This window comes from Pseudomonas sp. 05L36 (genome assembly GCF_056398125.1).
Genome location: NZ_JBFTOU010000009.1, coordinates 1 through 15,847, shown reverse-complemented (window position 1 = coordinate 15,847; position 15,847 = coordinate 1). Strand labels below are relative to the sequence as shown.

Here is a 15,847-nt window from a genome sequence, read left to right as displayed (position 1 = left end):
ACGGCGTTTTTAAAAATGCCTTGGTGCTAGAGCCGCAAAGAATTGTGAAAAATAAAAATTACGCCATTTTTACCTATTGCGAGGTCTAAGTGCTACCCGAACATCCAAGCGTTATCAATAATGGCGAGAACAACGTCATTGAAATTCACCCCTCTGTGCGAATTGAGCCTACAGCCAGAATCCAGATTGAAGGCAATAATCACGTTCTGCGAATAGCTGAAAATACAGTGGTTCGCAATATGAATATTCTTTTTTCTGGTGCCCATAACGTTGTTGAAATAGGCAAGGGATGCAATTTGCGAGGCGCTATACATATGCGCCAAGCCGAGTCAAAACTGGTGATTGGGGCGGGGACGACGTTCGTTGGCGCACATCTGTTTGCCATGGAAGGTAAAAGTATATTGATCGGGGAGGATTGTATGTTCTCAAGCGGAATATTCGTCCGCACCTCTGATGAACACCCTATTTACGATCTGCATGGGGGGGAGCGTTTGAATGAGGCACAAGACGTTGTACTGGGACGCCATGTGTGGATTGGTGAGGGCGCGACTCTTGGCAAGGGCGCTAACATTCCGGAAGGTTGCGTGATTGGAGCAAGGTCCTACGTCAGTAAACGCCTTACAAGAACAAACTCGATTTACGCCGGCGCGCCTGCACGCCTTATGAGGGAAAGTGTCGTTTGGGATCGTCGCTTGAAAAAGACGCCACTCGAACCTTAATTGTGGTTGTTGTTACAGGGAAAATAACCCGGTTATATTTTTCGTGATTTGACTGATGAGTTTTCTGAGGGAGTAATTCCGAAAATTTGATCGCGGTTTGCTTTCCTGCGATTGAATGGGCTCGGCACGTCAGTCATTGCATGGCTGCTTGCAGTGACCGACGTACCGGGCTTTTTTTACTGGTTGGCGGCCCTGATCAGATACAGGCGCCCCAGCAATCGAACATGTGGGCTTTTAGAGTCGCTGAAGAATTTTGCCGGGGTCAGTTCGAACTTTTGGAACTTTCTATCGTTCGAGGTTTTTCTAACTACCCAGCGAACCAGTCGTTGTTCAATGCGGTTGAACCTCTTGGTTTGCACGGCAGATTTTGGCGACGTAGCTTTGGGGGCCGCTGTCGTGCCGGTTGCCTTTTGATCACTATTGGCACGTTGCAAAACCGCAGCACCCACTTTCCAGACGCAGTTCGCTTCCGGGTTGCCGTCTATTGGCAATATCGTTTTCAGGCCGGCACCGCCGTAAGCATCTTCAAAAACCAGGCCCGCGAACATCTGGGCGTCAACTGGATGCGGTTCACTGAAGAATTTCTCGAGCACCCGAAGTGATTTGACAGGTTCGATATCCAGATTCTTCAAGTGGCTGCCAAAAATGCTGGCTGCTTCCTCAATAAAGCTCAGGGCGCCCTTGTGGATTCTATGAACCACTTCTTCGCGTTTTGCTTCTGCCGCAAAGCGTTCCATGAAGATGGGGGTCAGTCGACCTTTCCAGTCACGATCCATGCGAACAAATGAGGTATCCACGCTGCTGAACAGTGTCTCGTAGAGCGGGACGTTACGGCAGAACGGATGGTGGGTGTCGTGGCGGTCCACGAATTCACCCAGATAGCCTCTGATCGGCATTCCATAGGCATCTACGCGTTTCAGCGCCTGACGGAAGGTCATCAAGTAATAACCGCCAAACAGCTTTTGGCGATCAGTCAGCAGGTACAGGGATTCCTGCATGGTGCCGGCATACCCGATGTCAACCAGGGCAACCTCACCGTCATCCAGCAGGCCTGTGCCTTCAAGGTACTCAAGGTAGTTTGTCCGTTCCTTTTTTGCTGCACTGACGATTAGTGGAAGCAGATCCAGGAAAAACGGCTTGAGCATTTCCTGATGCTTGTTAGTGACAATCGTCTCAAGTGTAAGGTTGTGTTTTGAGAGAATGTCCATCGGGACGTTGGCTGGGTAAACACCAAAGCGAGACGAGAGCAGGTGCTGGATGCTAGTGCGTGCAAAATCTACTTGTAGCAGATCCATGACGCCATGTTCATCACGTACCTTGGCCAGATTCACGGCTCTGCGCGAGCAGAGCAGGTAGTGGCTGCTTGGCGCATCGGGATAGTTCTGGGCGATACGGTCATAGGCTTCCTTCATGATCAAGCCGTCGCGAGACAGGAAGTAGAGACGTTTGACTCCGTCACGAATGGCTTTTTCCATCAGCCACTTTGTATAACCCAAAAGCATCGGGCCTTGACCGTAGTAACCCAGGCGCCAAGGGTCGCCGCAGAACAGGGTGCCGCGTCGATGTGGCAAGTAAGGGTTGTCATGGAAACGGTTGCCCGCGACAGCCAGTATCATTTTCCAGTCGAGAGAATGGCGTTCTTCGTCACGGGACCAAGGATTTTTGAAGCTGTCGCATTCTGCGAACACCTCCGAAGCTTTGACCAAATGAAACGGTTTGATGCCGCGCTCTTTGGCGCGCACTACGTCAGCCGCGACGTTATCCCCAACGTGGAGAATCGTTTTCGGATCAACATTCAGATCTTCAAGGACGTGGTCGAACAGTCGTCCATTGTGTTTCTTTACGCGGGCTTCAGACGATACGTAAAAGCGGTCATAACCTTCGTAACCATTCTTTTTGAGGATGGCTTCGAGGAAGTCACGGGGCAGATACATGTCGGAAATGATGATGATGCGTTTGCCCAGGCTGCGGGCTTCATTGAATGCCTTGAACCCTGACAACCTTGGATAAAGGATGTCCATTTCCATCTGCATTTCCAGCTGTTTAACGCGCTCGGCCAGTTCTTGACCTACACCGGTTTGTTCTGCGAATGCCTGATAGATCTCATCGATATGGGTTTCGCCATCTCCACGTGCGATCGCTTCTTCGAAAGCGGCTTTTTCCGCTGCGCGTCTTGCGGCACGGAAATCAAGCGACGGAAGATTGCAAATCTGTCGAACTTCTTCGGACATGAATTCAAACATGTCGGAAGGAGACTTGAAGGGGCGGTACAGCAGTGTGTCGAATACGTCGAATGAAATAATCGGGTGCCGAAGAATCTGCTGTGAAAGCTCTCGGCAGTGATCCATCGACGACTCTTCACGTACCAGATTGAAGTAGCCAAGCTGCTTGAGGTATTCGGGCTCGCGCCGCAGTTCCATCAGTGCTTCTGCGACAGGCTCTTTATCGGTCCAGTGCGGGAAGTCACCGACGGGGCGAGAGACGACTTCTGCCAGCCAGCCAGCATAACCTTTGCCATCTTCGGCAAGCATTTGTGCCGGCAGGTGCTTGGTGCCAATTGCTGAGACGATCAGGTCGTCACGAACTATCGGCTCACCCGCGGTGACCTGTGCGAAGAATTCATCCCAGTCGTTGGTGGTGGCGAATGGGGATATGTGACTGGCGCCAAGTGTCAGCAAAGGTTTTTGCCAGAATGCTGCCTGATAGCCGAGAGAGGACGAGATCGTAATAACCCCGTCCATTTCCGGAACCAGTAACTGCGAAACCGACGGGATTTTGTCGAAGTTTTCGAAGTAAGCGAAGTTTGGGAAGCGTGAGCGCAGGTAACTGATGTTCTGTGCAGTCAGGACCGCGCTTCGCGTCTGGCCGGACCAGTAATTTGTCACTACCAGGGCCTGATTGGCTGGCATGCGGCTCATGATGTCTACCAGTACATCGAACTGGCTACGTCGCCCCAATACAGAGTCGATCATGAAGTAACCGTCGATCTGCAACGGCAACAGCACCACGCTGCGAAAGCGTTGTTTCAAGTCGTTGATTGAAACTTGAGTCGGAGCAATCGAGCTCAGAAAACGAGCTTCATGGTCCCTCAAGGCTTCGAGAGCGGATATTTCTGCTGCGCTGACAGATGGGTTGGCAGGGACTGTGCTGTCGCCCAGCAGGCCGGTGTCAAACGCGACAAGGTTGGCAAACGGGGCGCGCGAGAAGAAGCCAGGCATCTGATAAATGATGCGTGCCTTTGGGAAGATTTCCCCGAGGCAGGACATGGGGGCTTCCCAAACAAGAATGATGTCCGGCTCGAATCCGGCCGGCAGATCTGCTTTCAGCAAATTTGCGAGGCGAGTGTGCTCACCCTCTTTGTAGGCTTTGGCTTGATGGCGGAGCGAGCGCTCAAGCGTATTTTCGCCCTCGGTCCAGGTAAGCGGGTCAATCGTTGACAGCGAGCCAAGCGCTTCGACATGGCCATCGCGTAGCGCTCGTTCAGCAATGACTTGGCTAACGATACAGTGTGTGTTCACGCCAGCGCCGCGAAGCGCCGTGACCTGCGCAACGATGGAGCTGCGAAGCGTGGCGTAGCGAAACTCAGGGTTACCCAGCTCGATGGCGGGCTCCAGGTAGAAAAGGACGTTCATTCAATTTCCTTGAAATCTGCTGGAGTGTTTCTTACCGGGCAATCCTTGAGTCAGCGTATATAAAGATCAGTATGTAACGCCCCTGTCTTTCAACTTGTTAGCGCTGTACAAAACTCACTGGCCCAACAAACACTCCACGCTTGATAAATATCGATTTGGCACGCCGTCATGACAGGGTCTAAGGCGGCGGTCATGAGGCTGTTCAGGCGCTTTTGTTTAGTTTGGGCTCACACCCGCGGCCCGACCCAATACAAGGGTCTGAACGATTGGCCCAATAATTTTTTGCCATTCGTACACAGCGGCGTTGGTTACATAGATCGTATCGTCTGGCTTGAGCATGACTTGCCGGGCATAAAAAATGGCGGCCGGGTCACGCATGTCAATGCGCATGACGATCGGTTTGGCGGCTTGTGCAGGAGTGGCCTCACCCATCCGGAACACGAATACACCCTGTGGATTCGCATTTGCCTCTTTCAAGCCGCCCACGGAACCCAGAGCATCCAGCAAGCTGGCGTTTTGAGAGGGCAGGTCGTGCAAGCCTGGCTCGCCCACGGCACCCATCGCCACAAAGCGTTGGCGTGCGCGGTCCAGAACCACTTCGGAATTTGGCTTCAGCACGAAGTTGTTACCGGCAAGGATATCTTCGTAGTTGAAGGTATTGGCTTGAGCACCATTGCGAACAGTGACATTAACCAAATGCGGTTCCATCACTGGACCGCCAGCCTGGTTGACGGCATCAAGCAGTGTCAGCGGACCTTGCAGGGTGGAGAAGCGTCCAGGCGCTTTTACCGCACCCGCCACCAGCACCGAGCCAGACAGATCGCCAACCAGATCAACGTGTGCCTGAACGTCAGTGGTCACGCCTTTGAGCTTCTGGCGAATCATGTCTTCGACCTGGATCAGGGTCATGCCGGCAACGAACTGATGGCCAACGTACGGCAGGGAGATCATTCCCTTGTCGTCGATGCGCACTTTGAGTTGGGTACCGCCCGTAGAAAGCGGGGCGAACAGGCCACTGCCTTCTGGAGCGTTGTCGGTGATCAGCACGTTGATCACGTCACCGCTCATCAGGCGCACGCTTTGCGCCAGGGGAGTGGTGATTGTGGCTTTGACCGGTTTGGCGGCTGGACGCATAAACGGTGCGATGGTGTTGGCGTTGATGTCCACCAGGTCATACGCAGTGTTTTGGCTTTTGCTTTCGATATCGCCTTTGTAAGGGCCGGCACCGGACATGACGCCGCTGCAACCTGACAAAGTGAGGGTCACCAGCATCAAACCCGCAACAGCGCTGTTTCGCATGCTCAAGTTCAGGGGGCGAAGGGGCAGGCCAGAAATGGATTTAATCACGATGATCCTCGATCGATGCAATTAGGAAGCGGGTAATGCCGTAGAGCAGAAGCAGGGCCAGGAAGATGGTTGCCAGGTTGTACCAGCGCTCCGGATACAGGGCCATTTGCGGTGTGTTCGGGCTAACCACGGTGACCAGGGTGCGAATCTTCTTGCTGGCTTCGATACGGGCGTTGTCCAGCGCGGCAACGGCAGTCTTGTAGGTCTCTTCGGCGATGCCGGCGTCCAGGGTCAATTGCTGGAAGCGCGAAGCGACGACGTTCAATTGGTCTCCATCGGGAGCGGAAACCAACAAGCGTTTCTCGGCAGCAAGTTGTTCACGAATGGCACTGACGCGTTGCTGTTGTTGCGCGACCTGAGGTGAGTCCGGGCGAAGCTTGTAGCTCATTTGCGTGAGTACTGCGCGCTCTTTGGAGTGCTCGCCTTCGAGGGTGTCGATGATGCTTGCACGGCCTTGAGCCGAGCTTTTACCGTCCAGTACCTTGTTGCGGTTCTGGAAGCTCAGCAGCTCTTCCTTGCGTTTGGTGTAGTTCTTTTTCGCGCCTTCCAGCTCGCCCTGGGCGAAGCGCATCTGCTCGCGGGCGATGCTGTGGGAGACTTCGTTCACGAAGTGTTCGCTGGCTTCCAGAATGGTCTTGACCATTTGCTCGGCCAGTTCCGGGCTGAAGGCTTGCACTTCAACTTTCAGCAGGCCGGTGGTTTCGTCATAGTGAGCAGTGACCATGCGCTGGTAGTACTCGAGCAGGTCTTCGCGTTCGGTGTCGGTGGCCAGCCAGAAGAACGGATCGCTGCGTTGCTTGCTGTATTGCTCGACCCAGTGCAGGCGATCTTCCAGCAGTTGCATCATGTCCATCGACACAATGTATTCGCGCAGGTAAAGGGTTTCTTCGCGGGAAGCCGGGTTGGCACCGCTGAGCAGCATGCTCAGGCCAGGCATCTGCGCCGCCGGGTTGTTGCCGTCCTGGCGTACAACCACTTGCGCGGAGCTGACATAGCGATCCACGGCGAAAAAGCTGTAGTAAACGGCGGCCAGTACCATTGGCAGCACGATCAGCCCCAGAGTCAGGCGCCAGCCCTTGAATTTACCCGTACTGCTCATATGCTCACGCATCCTTGAAATGAAACTGTCACGCCACGGTCAGGCGATCAGGTGTTGTAGGCCTTGATGCCTTCATCGACATCGTCATAGATCTGCACCCCGCCATCGCGCACCAGCAGCACGACGTCACAGAGCTTTTTGATTTCGGGCATGCTGTGGGATACCAGCACCACCTTGGATTTCTGCAGGCGAGTTTCGAACACGTCCGCGCACTTGCGCTTGAAGTGCGCGTCACCTACCGACATCACTTCGTCGATCAGGTAGTAGTCGAAGTCGAAGGCCATGCTCAGGCCGAAGGCCAGGCGCGAGCGCATGCCGGAGGAGTAGGTTTTGACGGGCTCGTCGATCCAGCTGCCGATTTCCGCGAAGTCTTCGACGTAGCGGACTTTCTGGCGCATGGCGTCGCCTTCCGCGCCGTATACCCGGCTGACGAACTTGATGTTTTCGCGCCCGGTCATGGTGCCGTGCAGACCTCCGGACAAACCCACCGGCCAGGAAATGCTCTTGTTGGTGACCACCGTGCCGGAGTCCGGTACGTCGGCACCGCCCAACAGGCGCATCAGGGTCGATTTGCCCGAGCCGTTACGACCGATCAGGCCGATGTTTTTGCCTGGCGGAATCTGCAGTGACAGGTCGCGGAACACGTGCCGGCGACCTTTGGGGGTCAGGTAAGACTTGGTGATATTTCTGAGCTCGAACACGGGAAGCCTGCGGTTAGCCGTTCTTGGTAGAGATCAAATGCAGTCGACGAACCCGGTAAGTACCAAGGGAGACGAACAGCAAGACCAGGGTGAACGCGATGACGTAGTGCGCCGACACACCATCGACCGGAACGTAGTGCGGGAAGATTTCGGCACGGATCAGTTCCAGCAGGTGCAGGAACGGATTGAGCAGCAGCAGTGGCAGCATGGCGTGAGGCAGGTAGGCGGCGGGAATCAGTACGCCCGAGAGGAAGTACAGCGGGAAGAACATCATCCGCAGAAAGAGGGTGCTGCTGGGCATGGCGTGGGCAATCAGTGACAGCAACATGCCCAGGCCAAAGGAGAACAGGACGCCCAGAAGGATGGTCAGCATCCACTCGATGGGGGATTTGATGGACATGTCGAAGCCGTACCATGCAAAACCGAAGACCAGGATGGCGTATGCGCTCGCGGAAATGCTGAACTCCACCAGAACCCGGGCGATGTAGGTGTCCAGCGGCTTGATCTGTTTGTAGGCAAACAGTGAGCGGTTTTCCTTGGGGCTGTTCATCAAGCGTAAAGCGGTGTTGCGAAACAGCAGGAACGGTGCAAGTCCGACCAGGACAAACACCGGGAAATCGATGCCGGCGACGGTGCTGCCGCGAATCAGGGTGAACGCTACGCTCAGAATCAACAGGTGGACGATCGGCTCGATCAGTGTCCAGCTCGCGCCCATGCGCCGGTCGCCAAAACGCGAACGCGCTTCACGCAGCACCAGGGCAAAAATGACGGATTTTTTGATTTGGAGGGAAGAGCGAGGCTTCAGCATGATTTACCGCACAGTACAACGGCGCGATAAACGCGTTGCCAGAATTCATTTTCAGAGGACGCCGTCGTGTAGAACGGTTCGCTTCCATTCGTGGGGCGGGAGGTTAAACGCAGCGCAAGACAGTAGTCAAGGCGATTGGTTCCCGAGCAGTGCCTGACGAAATATAACTGTAAAAACGGACTGGTCAAGCGTAAAAAAAACGGTTTCGTTCAGTGTTTATTGGGTGTTGTCAATGGTGGTGCCAAAATCTCGTCGGCATTTGAATGATTTATAACATCGATGCGCAGTTATCGGGAGGGCGATTGCAGATGCGAAAATCAGCGCCCGAAGCAGTTGATGGCACCTGGTCCGGTTAGTGTTTTTAGTCGATGGGTCGCTACCCGGCCAACATTGGAAAAGTGAACAATCCGAAGTGCAGCAGATTCAAACCGAAGTGGGTGGCAATGGCTGCACCCACCCGCCGAAACGGTAGGCCAAGCCATAACCGATCCCCGCCAGGCTCGCCAGCAACACCCACTGCCAGCCTGCGCCCACATGCGCCAGGCCGAACAATAGCGATGCCAGTAGAAGGGCCAGGTTTTCGCCGTAGGGCAGGTCTTTGAAGCACCGGCTCAGACTGCCCTGGATGTAGCCGCGAAACAGCGCTTCCTCCACCAGCGTCACCAGCAGCAGATTATTAAGCACCCACAGCCATGCGTGGTCCGGCCATTTCGGTGCCCAACTGATGACACCCAGCAAGAGCGCGCCACCCAGGGCCAGCACGGCGCTCAGGGGCAGCGCGATAGCGGTGGCATAGATGGAAAGGCGCAACGAACGCCGGCCGACAATCCACGGGCAGACCAGTAATAGCCAGAAGCCAATCAGGGGTTTGTCCTGATTCAGGTACATGGAAAATGGCACGCCATCGTCGGTGAGTCGCTGAGGATCGATGCCGCGACCATTGTAGAAACCGGGGAGCCAATGCATTGCCAGCGCCAGGGCCATGAAGATGAACAAGCCGTGGCCGAGGTAGCGAGCGATGGGGAGTTTTTGCTGGCGGACTGCGAAACCGGCGAACAGCAACAACACTACGGAGATCGCGGCCAGCCAGCCGAGTTGGCCGTAGATTAAAGCGAGCCCGTAGCCGAGGGAGAGGAGGGCCAGGTAGATCCATGGCAGGGCAAGCATGTTGAGTCCTTGTGCATGAAATTCTGCAAGGTGACTCGGTCCCTTGTGGGAGCGAGCTTGTTCGCGATAGCGATCGATCAGTCACAGCAATATTAACTGGCAGACCGCAATCGTCGGAACGCCGCCCGGAGCAAGCTCGCTCCCACAGGGTTATGTGTGTATTTGAAGATCAGTTCACACCCACATCCCGCATCAACAGCCCAAACTCCAGATCCACCGCATCCGGTATCGGCAAATACACCGTATGCCCATCGCCCGGTGCAACCTCGATCGCTTCTCCCTTGGCGTTTTGCAACTGATGCAGATCGAAGTGGAAGTTGCCCTTGGGCGTCATCAGTTCCATGTGGTCGCCCAGGCCGAAGCGGTTCTTCACCTTGACCTCGGCCAGTCGATCCCGGCGCTGGCCCGTCAGTTCACCGACAAACCGCTGGCGCTCCGACACCGAGCTGCCGTTCTGGTAGTTCTGGTACTCGTCATGCACATGCCGGCGCAGAAAACCTTCGGTGTAGCCGCGCTGGGCGAGGGATTCCAGGTCGGTCATCAGGCCGCGGTCGAAGGTCCGGCCCGCCACGGCGTCGTCGATGGCGCGGCGATAGACCTGGGTGGTGCGCGCACAATAAAAGTGCGATTTGGTCCGGCCTTCGATTTTCAGGGAGTGCACGCCCATGTGCGTCAGGCGTTCGACGTGCTGCACGGCGCGCAGGTCCTTGGCGTTCATGATGTAAGTGCCGTGCTCGTCTTCGAAGGCGGGCATCTGTTCGCCGGGACGATCGGCTTCCTGCAACAGGAACACCTGGTCGGTAGGCGCGCCGATGCCCAGGGTCGGTTCGGGATCGAATGTCTGGACGATCTCGCCGAGCTGATTTTCGGTGGCCGGTTGCGCTGAATATTTCCAGCGACAGGCATTGGTGCAACTGCCCTGATTGGCATCACGCCTGTTCATGTAGCCCGACAGCAGGCAGCGCCCGGAATAGGCCATGCACAACGCGCCGTGCACGAACACCTCTAGCTCCATGGCCGGCACCTGTTCGCGGATCTCGGCGATTTCTTCCAGCGACAGCTCCCGCGACAGGATGATCCGGCTCAGGCCTTGCTGTTGCCAGAACTCGACGCTCGCCCAGTTCACCGTATTGGCCTGCACCGAAAGGTGGACCGGCATCTGCGGGTAGTGCCGACGCACCAGCATGATCAGGCCAGGGTCGGACATGATCAGCGCATCCGGGGCCATGGCGATCACCGGTTCAAGGTCCTTGAGGAAGGTCTTGAGCTTGGCGTTGTGCGGCGCGATATTCACCACCACGTAAAAGCGCTTGCCTTGAGCCTGTGCCTCACGAATGCCCAGAGCCAGGTTGGAGTGATCGAATTCGTTGTTGCGCACCCGCAGGCTGTAGCGCGGCTGACCGGCGTACACGGCATCGGCGCCGTAGGCGAAGGCGTAACGCATGTTTTTCAGGGTGCCGGCGGGGGCGAGCAGTTCTGGCGCGGTGAGGTTCATGGCGGAGTCGGTCGCAAAAGCCGCGCAGGGTAAACGTTCGGTGGCGAGGGTTTATTGACCTGGATCTATGCTTGTTCAACAAACCGATGGCACTCGCGCGAGCCGTAGTGGACTAAATATCAGGGCGGAAGTTTTTCGTCCTCTCTGGCACGGATCGGACATGAACGAAACGCCCCTACAAGACAAATCACTGACGGTTTTGCTGGTGCTGGTGAGCGCTGCGTTCATCTGGATCTTGCTGCCGTTTTACGGCGCAGTGTTCTGGGCGGTGATCCTCGGCATCGTCTTTGCGCCACTGCAGCGCCGGCTGCAAGAGAAGTTCGGCTGGCAACGCAACCTCACGTCGCTGTGCACATTGAGCATTTGCCTGGTGATTGCGATTCTGCCGGTGATCATCATCAGCGCCTTGCTGGTTCAGGAGGGCGTGGCACTCTACAAAAGCGTCGAGAGCGGCGAACTCGATATTGCCGGGTACGTGTCGCAGTTCAAGCACAGCCTGCCGCCGTATTTCCAGCATCTGCTGGATCGCTTCGGCATGGGCGAGTTGAACGGGCTGCGAGAGAAAATCGTCAAAAGCGCGATGACCGGCGGTCAGGAGCTGGCGACGCAGGCCTTCATTTTTGGCCAGGGTACCTTCGAGTTCGTCGTCAGTTTTTTCATCATGCTGTACCTGCTGTTTTTCTTCCTGCGCGACGGTGCAGAACTGGCACGCAAGGTGCGTCTGGCGGTGCCGTTGCAGGAACAGCAGAAACGTCGTTTGCAGCTCAAGTTCAATCGTGTGGTGCGGGCCACGGTGAAGGGCAACCTGCTGGTGGCTATCACGCAAGGCGCACTGGGCGGTCTGATTTTCTGGTTTCTGGACATCCCCAGCGTATTGCTCTGGGCGGTGTTGATGGCGTTTCTGTCCCTGCTGCCGGCGGTGGGGGCGGGAATAGTCTGGGCGCCAGTGGCGGTGTTTTTCCTGCTCACCGGGGCGATCTGGCAGGGCGTGGTGCTGGGATTGTTCGGGGTCTTCGTGATCGGCCTGGTGGATAACGTGCTTCGACCGATTCTGGTGGGCAAGGACACCAGGATGCCGGACTACATGATCCTGATTTCGACCCTCGGCGGCCTGGCGATTTTCGGCCTGAACGGCTTTGTCATCGGCCCGTTGATCACGGCCCTGTTCATGTCGAGCTGGGCCATTTTCATTGAAACCAAACCGCGGGTGCAGCTGCCTTAGGCGCTGAGCCTGCCGGACTGGCCGGTGCCGATGCGTTGCGACAATGCCTGGGCGGCGGGCAGCGAAGTGAGCGGGCCGCTGATTGGCACGCCGTCCTGCACGAGGTACCAGCAGGCGAGCATGCCCAGCTCCCTGAGCTGTGGGGGAACCGCGCTGCCGATAACGGACATGATCTGAACCTTGGACATGACAAGTACCTCCATCAATCTGTGGAGCTACTTTAAGGTCCGTGTGCCATGAGGGGTAATCAACGCTTTCGATAGTGGTCATTGATGCCAGCGGGGGCAAACGACCGTTGGTCGGTCAGCTGACCACCTGATCGAGCATATGAACCACTTCCTGCTCGTTGAGCAGGCCCTTGCGCACCAGGCTTTGCGTCAGCAGCGAGAGAAACTTGGCGCTGCGATGGCCTTCAAGGTGCTTGAGTTCGGTCAGTGCGTTGTAGACCTTGCTGGAGGTGCACAGACCGACGATGCGGTGCGGGTTTTGCGTTGGCATGTGGTCGTCCTTGTTGTTATCAACCTGTTATCGACGGACAGAGCCGAGCTTGCGCAACTGTCATGACAAAAATATGACCGTTTTTTGCCGCACGGCAGAAAACGGGTCGAGTCCATCTTGCCCGTTTCCACCACGGGCATTGTCCCGATAGCGACCTTGGCGAGATTTATCCAGACCTGCACCGAAAAAAGGGATAAAAAAGCCCCGCTGTTTCAGCGGGGCCTGATGAGTCCGTTACCAGCGGCCGTAGTGATGGCCGTAGTAGCCGCGAGGCGGGCCGTAGTAACCATGGGGTGGTCCGTAGTACACCGGAGCCGGGCGGTAGTAGATCGGTTGTTGCACGTAGACCGGGGCCGGCTGGTAGTAAACCGGAGGCGGTGGTGCGTAATAAACCGGCGCGGGCTGGTAGTAGACCGGTTGCGGTGCGACATAAACCGGGCGGTTGGCGTTGATCAGGGCCGAGCCGACAATGGCAGTACCGACGATCGCGCCAAACACCGCCGGGCCCTGCCAGTAATTACCACCACCATGGGCTTGCGCCTGTCCTGCGATAGCGAGGGCGCCGATCAGCAAGGCTACTGTGGGGACTTTACGGATCATGATAGTTCCTCGGTTCTTCAGCCCGGCGCCTGTGTCTGCAATAGACCCAGGGATTGTCGCGGGGATACTTCTAAGACAGCTTTTTTCGAGAATCAGCACGGCCGTTAGGTAAATTTTGTGTAAGGTCGGTACCGACTTTCTTACCGGTCTGTGTAAGTCCATGTAATCAGGCTTATATGATCGATCAGAACCCGATGGGGGGCTAATCCCGTCCATCCGAAAAGTGCACTTGAAGGAGCTTCCCCATGCAGATGAACCCCAACAAAGACACCCAGCTGTGCATGTCCCTTTCAGGACGCCCCGGGAACTTTGGTCTGCGTTTTCATAATCATCTGTATGAACAGCTGGGCCTGAATTTTTACTACAAGGCCTTTGCCAGCCAGGACCTGCCGGGTGCCGTTGCCGGCATTCGTGCCCTGCGGATTCGTGGCTGTGGCGTGTCGATGCCGTTCAAGGAAGCCTGTATTGCCCTGGTGGATGAACTCGACGCGTCGGCCGCCGCCATTCAATCGATCAACACCATCGTCAACACCGACGGTCATCTCAAGGCCTACAACACCGATTACATCGCCGTGGCCCAGTTGCTGGAAAAACACCAGGTGCCCAAGGACTCGACCTTTGCCTTGCGCGGCAGCGGCGGGATGGCCAAGGCCGTGGCGAGCGCCTTGCGCGATGGCGGGTATGAAAACGGCCTGATCGTGGCCCGCAACGAGCGCGCCGGCCAGGCGCTGGCGCAGTCGTTGGGGTATGAGTGGCAGGCAGAGCTGGGGAATCGTCGCCCGCAGATGCTGGTCAACGTCACCCCGATTGGCATGACGGGAGGACCGGAGGCCGATCAACTGGCCTTTGAGGCGGACGTGATCGAAAAAGCGGAAACTGTGTTCGATGTGGTGGCGATTCCCTCGGAAACACCGCTGATCGTGCGTGCTCGTGCCGAAGGCAAGCAGGTCATCACCGGGCTGGAAGTGATCGCGATCCAGGCACTGGAGCAGTTTGTGCTCTACACTGGTGTACGCCCGACGGACGAGCAATTCCAGAAGGCCGTGGCGTTTGCCCGCAGCTAGGCGATGTAGCCTCTGTAGGAGCTGGCTTGCCAGCGAAGAGGGCGGCCCATTCAACATCGACGTTGCCTGACAGACCGCCTTCGCTGGCAAGCCAGCTCCTACAAGGGATTGAGGGTGATCGCTGGTTTCGYGCCAGACACCAATCAATGCGGGGGCTGCGTTTACTCGAGCCGGGCCAGTCTTTCTTCCAGCGCAGCAATCCGCGTTTCCAGCTCTTCGATCCGTTCAACCGAAACCCCGCTGCCACCACGCTCGGCCGGGTTTTGCCGTGCCGCCATGATCGCTTCGATATCCGCCGGGTCGCCCAGGGCGTGCGTGTAACGGTCTTCGCGCTGGCCGGCCTGACGCGGAATCAGTACGGCCAGGCCCCGGGCAATCAGGCGTTCGAGTTGATGCACCACCTGTTCGGCATCTTCGAATTCATGCATGCGGCCGCTGCGGGTCAGCAGTTCATTGACGGTCTGCGGGCCGCGCAGGAACATCAGCCCGGTCAGGATGACCTGCGCCGGCACCAGTTCCAGGGCCTTGTCGACCCGGTGCTCCCAGCGGTCGGCGCGGCTGCCCATCACCAGTCTGGCGAAACCGCGTCCTTCGAGGACGCGCAGGCTATGGCCGACCTGGCCTGGTGTGAGGTTCATCACCGGCTCGCGGCTGGTTTTCTGGTTGCAGGCAATCACCAGGGCATTGAGGGTCAGGGGATAGGTTTCCGGGCTGGTGGCCTGTTTCTCGATCAACGAGCCCAGAATGCGGATTTCCGTACTGTCGAGCCGCTGCTCGTCTAAAGTCGTCTCTTGCTCAGTGCTCATGGTTCTGCATCCTTACCCGATTCATGTTTTTCACTTGCGTGAGTGCACTTTAGATGGGCAAGCGCCAATGGCAACCGAATTCGTTGCGTCATCAAGTGAATGATGACAAAAAGTGTATGAAATATTAACGCCATTTTTACAATTGGCCGGGCACCGTATGCGGGGTCGCGCGCGAGTGCGTCCACAGGGCGGGATATTGTTGGCGTCATCGCCCAAAATAGCTGAACCCTGCATCGAGTCGGCCGGTGTACGACACCTTCATTCGCCTCTGATAAAAGAAATCCAATAAAGGCGAGAGTGACTCTATGAGCCAAGACATTTTTGTATCCGTACTGATCCCCGCCAAGAACGAAGCGAACAACCTCAAGCCATTGCTTGAGGAAATCCGCGTCGCATTGGCCGCTGAATCGTACGAAATCATCGTCGTCGACGATGGCAGCACCGATGCGACCCTGCAGGAATTGCGGCAGATCCGCCAGAACGGCCTGAACACCTTGCGCATCCTCCATCACGAACGGTCGCTGGGGCAGAGCACCTCGCTGTACCACGCCGCACGGGAGGCCCGCGGGCAATGGCTGGCGACCCTCGATGGCGACGGCCAGAACGACCCGGCGGACATCCCCGGCATGCTGGCGCTGGTGCGCGGCGAACCGGGCCAGGTTGACGTGCAACTGGTCGCCGGGCATCGG

General features: G+C 56.7%; 14 protein-coding genes and 1 pseudogene. 4 read left to right on the top strand and 11 right to left on the bottom strand.

Annotated elements, in window-relative coordinates; all coding sequences use genetic code 11:
* Window positions 1–89: 89 nt before the first annotated feature.
* A complete protein-coding gene (locus AC1DKH_RS12160; protein WP_477762354.1) occupies window positions 90–719 on the top strand; it encodes an acyltransferase in 630 nt (209 codons plus the stop codon).
* A 176-nt stretch (window positions 720–895) separates the two neighbouring features.
* On the opposite strand, the gene AC1DKH_RS12155 is transcribed toward AC1DKH_RS12160, so the two are convergent.
* The 7 genes and pseudogenes from AC1DKH_RS12155 to trhP form a co-directional block, all read right to left on the bottom strand.
* A complete protein-coding gene (locus tag AC1DKH_RS12155) occupies window positions 896–4,351 on the bottom strand; it encodes an HAD family hydrolase (protein ID WP_477798278.1) in 3,456 nt (1,151 codons plus the stop codon).
* A gap of 216 nt (window positions 4,352–4,567) precedes the next feature.
* Window positions 4,568–5,650, bottom strand: a complete 1,083-nt coding sequence (locus AC1DKH_RS12150) for a polysaccharide biosynthesis/export family protein (RefSeq protein WP_477798277.1) — start codon at window positions 5,648–5,650, stop codon at window positions 4,568–4,570.
* A 40-nt stretch (window positions 5,651–5,690) separates the two neighbouring features.
* A complete protein-coding gene (locus AC1DKH_RS12145; protein WP_477798276.1) occupies window positions 5,691–6,797 on the bottom strand; it encodes a KpsE/RkpR family capsule polysaccharide export protein in 1,107 nt (368 codons plus the stop codon).
* 47 nt (window positions 6,798–6,844) lie between these two features.
* Window positions 6,845–7,498, bottom strand: a complete 654-nt coding sequence (locus AC1DKH_RS12140) for an ABC transporter ATP-binding protein (RefSeq protein ID WP_115948400.1) — start codon at window positions 7,496–7,498, stop codon at window positions 6,845–6,847.
* A gap of 13 nt (window positions 7,499–7,511) precedes the next feature.
* Window positions 7,512–8,306 carry an ABC transporter permease gene (locus AC1DKH_RS12135; RefSeq protein ID WP_477798275.1) on the bottom strand — a complete coding sequence of 265 codons (795 nt, stop codon included), beginning with the start codon at window positions 8,304–8,306 and terminating at the stop codon, window positions 7,512–7,514.
* A gap of 376 nt (window positions 8,307–8,682) precedes the next feature.
* Window positions 8,683–9,473: pseudogene (locus tag AC1DKH_RS12130) on the bottom strand (CPBP family glutamic-type intramembrane protease).
* Between the two features lie 169 nt (window positions 9,474–9,642).
* Entirely contained in the window at window positions 9,643–10,968 is a 1,326-nt protein-coding gene (gene trhP, locus AC1DKH_RS12125) for a prephenate-dependent tRNA uridine(34) hydroxylase TrhP (protein WP_477798274.1), read from the bottom strand.
* Window positions 10,969–11,128: 160 nt separating this feature from the next.
* Here trhP and AC1DKH_RS12120 point away from each other — a divergent pair, with 160 nt between their 5' ends.
* On the top strand, window positions 11,129–12,190 hold the full coding sequence (locus AC1DKH_RS12120; RefSeq protein WP_477798273.1) for an AI-2E family transporter: 1,062 nt from the start codon (window positions 11,129–11,131) through the stop codon (window positions 12,188–12,190).
* Here AC1DKH_RS12120 and AC1DKH_RS12115 read toward each other — a convergent pair.
* The 3 genes from AC1DKH_RS12115 to AC1DKH_RS12105 form a co-directional block, all read right to left on the bottom strand.
* Window positions 12,187–12,378 (bottom strand): hypothetical protein, encoded by a 192-nt coding sequence (locus tag AC1DKH_RS12115; RefSeq protein ID WP_477756105.1) that lies wholly within the window; start codon window positions 12,376–12,378, stop codon window positions 12,187–12,189. The genes AC1DKH_RS12120 and AC1DKH_RS12115 overlap by 4 nt on opposite strands.
* Before the next feature lie 115 nt (window positions 12,379–12,493).
* Window positions 12,494–12,688, bottom strand: coding sequence for a hypothetical protein (locus AC1DKH_RS12110; RefSeq protein WP_008052996.1), 195 nt, complete (start codon window positions 12,686–12,688; stop codon window positions 12,494–12,496).
* A gap of 234 nt (window positions 12,689–12,922) precedes the next feature.
* Entirely contained in the window at window positions 12,923–13,288 is a 366-nt protein-coding gene (locus AC1DKH_RS12105; protein ID WP_477756003.1) for a hypothetical protein, read from the bottom strand.
* A 245-nt stretch (window positions 13,289–13,533) separates the two neighbouring features.
* Here AC1DKH_RS12105 and AC1DKH_RS12100 point away from each other — a divergent pair, with 245 nt between their 5' ends.
* Window positions 13,534–14,352 (top strand): shikimate 5-dehydrogenase, encoded by an 819-nt coding sequence (locus tag AC1DKH_RS12100; protein WP_477798272.1) that lies wholly within the window; start codon window positions 13,534–13,536, stop codon window positions 14,350–14,352.
* Window positions 14,353–14,513: 161 nt separating this feature from the next.
* On the opposite strand, the gene AC1DKH_RS12095 is transcribed toward AC1DKH_RS12100, so the two are convergent.
* Window positions 14,514–15,158, bottom strand: coding sequence for a YceH family protein (locus AC1DKH_RS12095; protein WP_477798271.1), 645 nt, complete (start codon window positions 15,156–15,158; stop codon window positions 14,514–14,516).
* 305 nt (window positions 15,159–15,463) lie between these two features.
* Between AC1DKH_RS12095 and AC1DKH_RS12090 the strand changes: the two genes are divergently transcribed.
* A partial coding sequence (locus tag AC1DKH_RS12090; protein ID WP_477798270.1) for a glycosyltransferase family 2 protein occupies window positions 15,464–15,847 on the top strand: 384 nt, incomplete at its 3' end.

What these genes read in the sequence shown, in the direction of transcription:
- AC1DKH_RS12155 (WP_477798278.1), bottom strand. Translation starts at nt 4,351, where the DNA reads ATGAACGTCCTTTTCTACCTGGAGCCCGCCATCGAGCTGGGTAACCCT.
- AC1DKH_RS12150 (WP_477798277.1), bottom strand. Translation starts at nt 5,650, where the DNA reads ATGCGAAACAGCGCTGTTGCGGGTTTGATGCTGGTGACCCTCACTTTG.
- AC1DKH_RS12145 (WP_477798276.1), bottom strand. Translation starts at nt 6,797, where the DNA reads ATGAGCAGTACGGGTAAATTCAAGGGCTGGCGCCTGACTCTGGGGCTG.
- AC1DKH_RS12135 (WP_477798275.1), bottom strand. Translation starts at nt 8,306, where the DNA reads ATGCTGAAGCCTCGCTCTTCCCTCCAAATCAAAAAATCCGTCATTTTT.
- trhP (WP_477798274.1), bottom strand. Translation starts at nt 10,968, where the DNA reads ATGAACCTCACCGCGCCAGAACTGCTCGCCCCCGCCGGCACCCTGAAA.
- AC1DKH_RS12120 (WP_477798273.1), top strand. Translation starts at nt 11,129, where the DNA reads ATGAACGAAACGCCCCTACAAGACAAATCACTGACGGTTTTGCTGGTG.
- AC1DKH_RS12115 (WP_477756105.1), bottom strand. Translation starts at nt 12,378, where the DNA reads ATGTCCAAGGTTCAGATCATGTCCGTTATCGGCAGCGCGGTTCCCCCA.
- AC1DKH_RS12110 (WP_008052996.1), bottom strand. Translation starts at nt 12,688, where the DNA reads ATGCCAACGCAAAACCCGCACCGCATCGTCGGTCTGTGCACCTCCAGC.
- AC1DKH_RS12105 (WP_477756003.1), bottom strand. Translation starts at nt 13,288, where the DNA reads ATGATCCGTAAAGTCCCCACAGTAGCCTTGCTGATCGGCGCCCTCGCT.
- AC1DKH_RS12100 (WP_477798272.1), top strand. Translation starts at nt 13,534, where the DNA reads ATGCAGATGAACCCCAACAAAGACACCCAGCTGTGCATGTCCCTTTCA.
- AC1DKH_RS12095 (WP_477798271.1), bottom strand. Translation starts at nt 15,158, where the DNA reads ATGAGCACTGAGCAAGAGACGACTTTAGACGAGCAGCGGCTCGACAGT.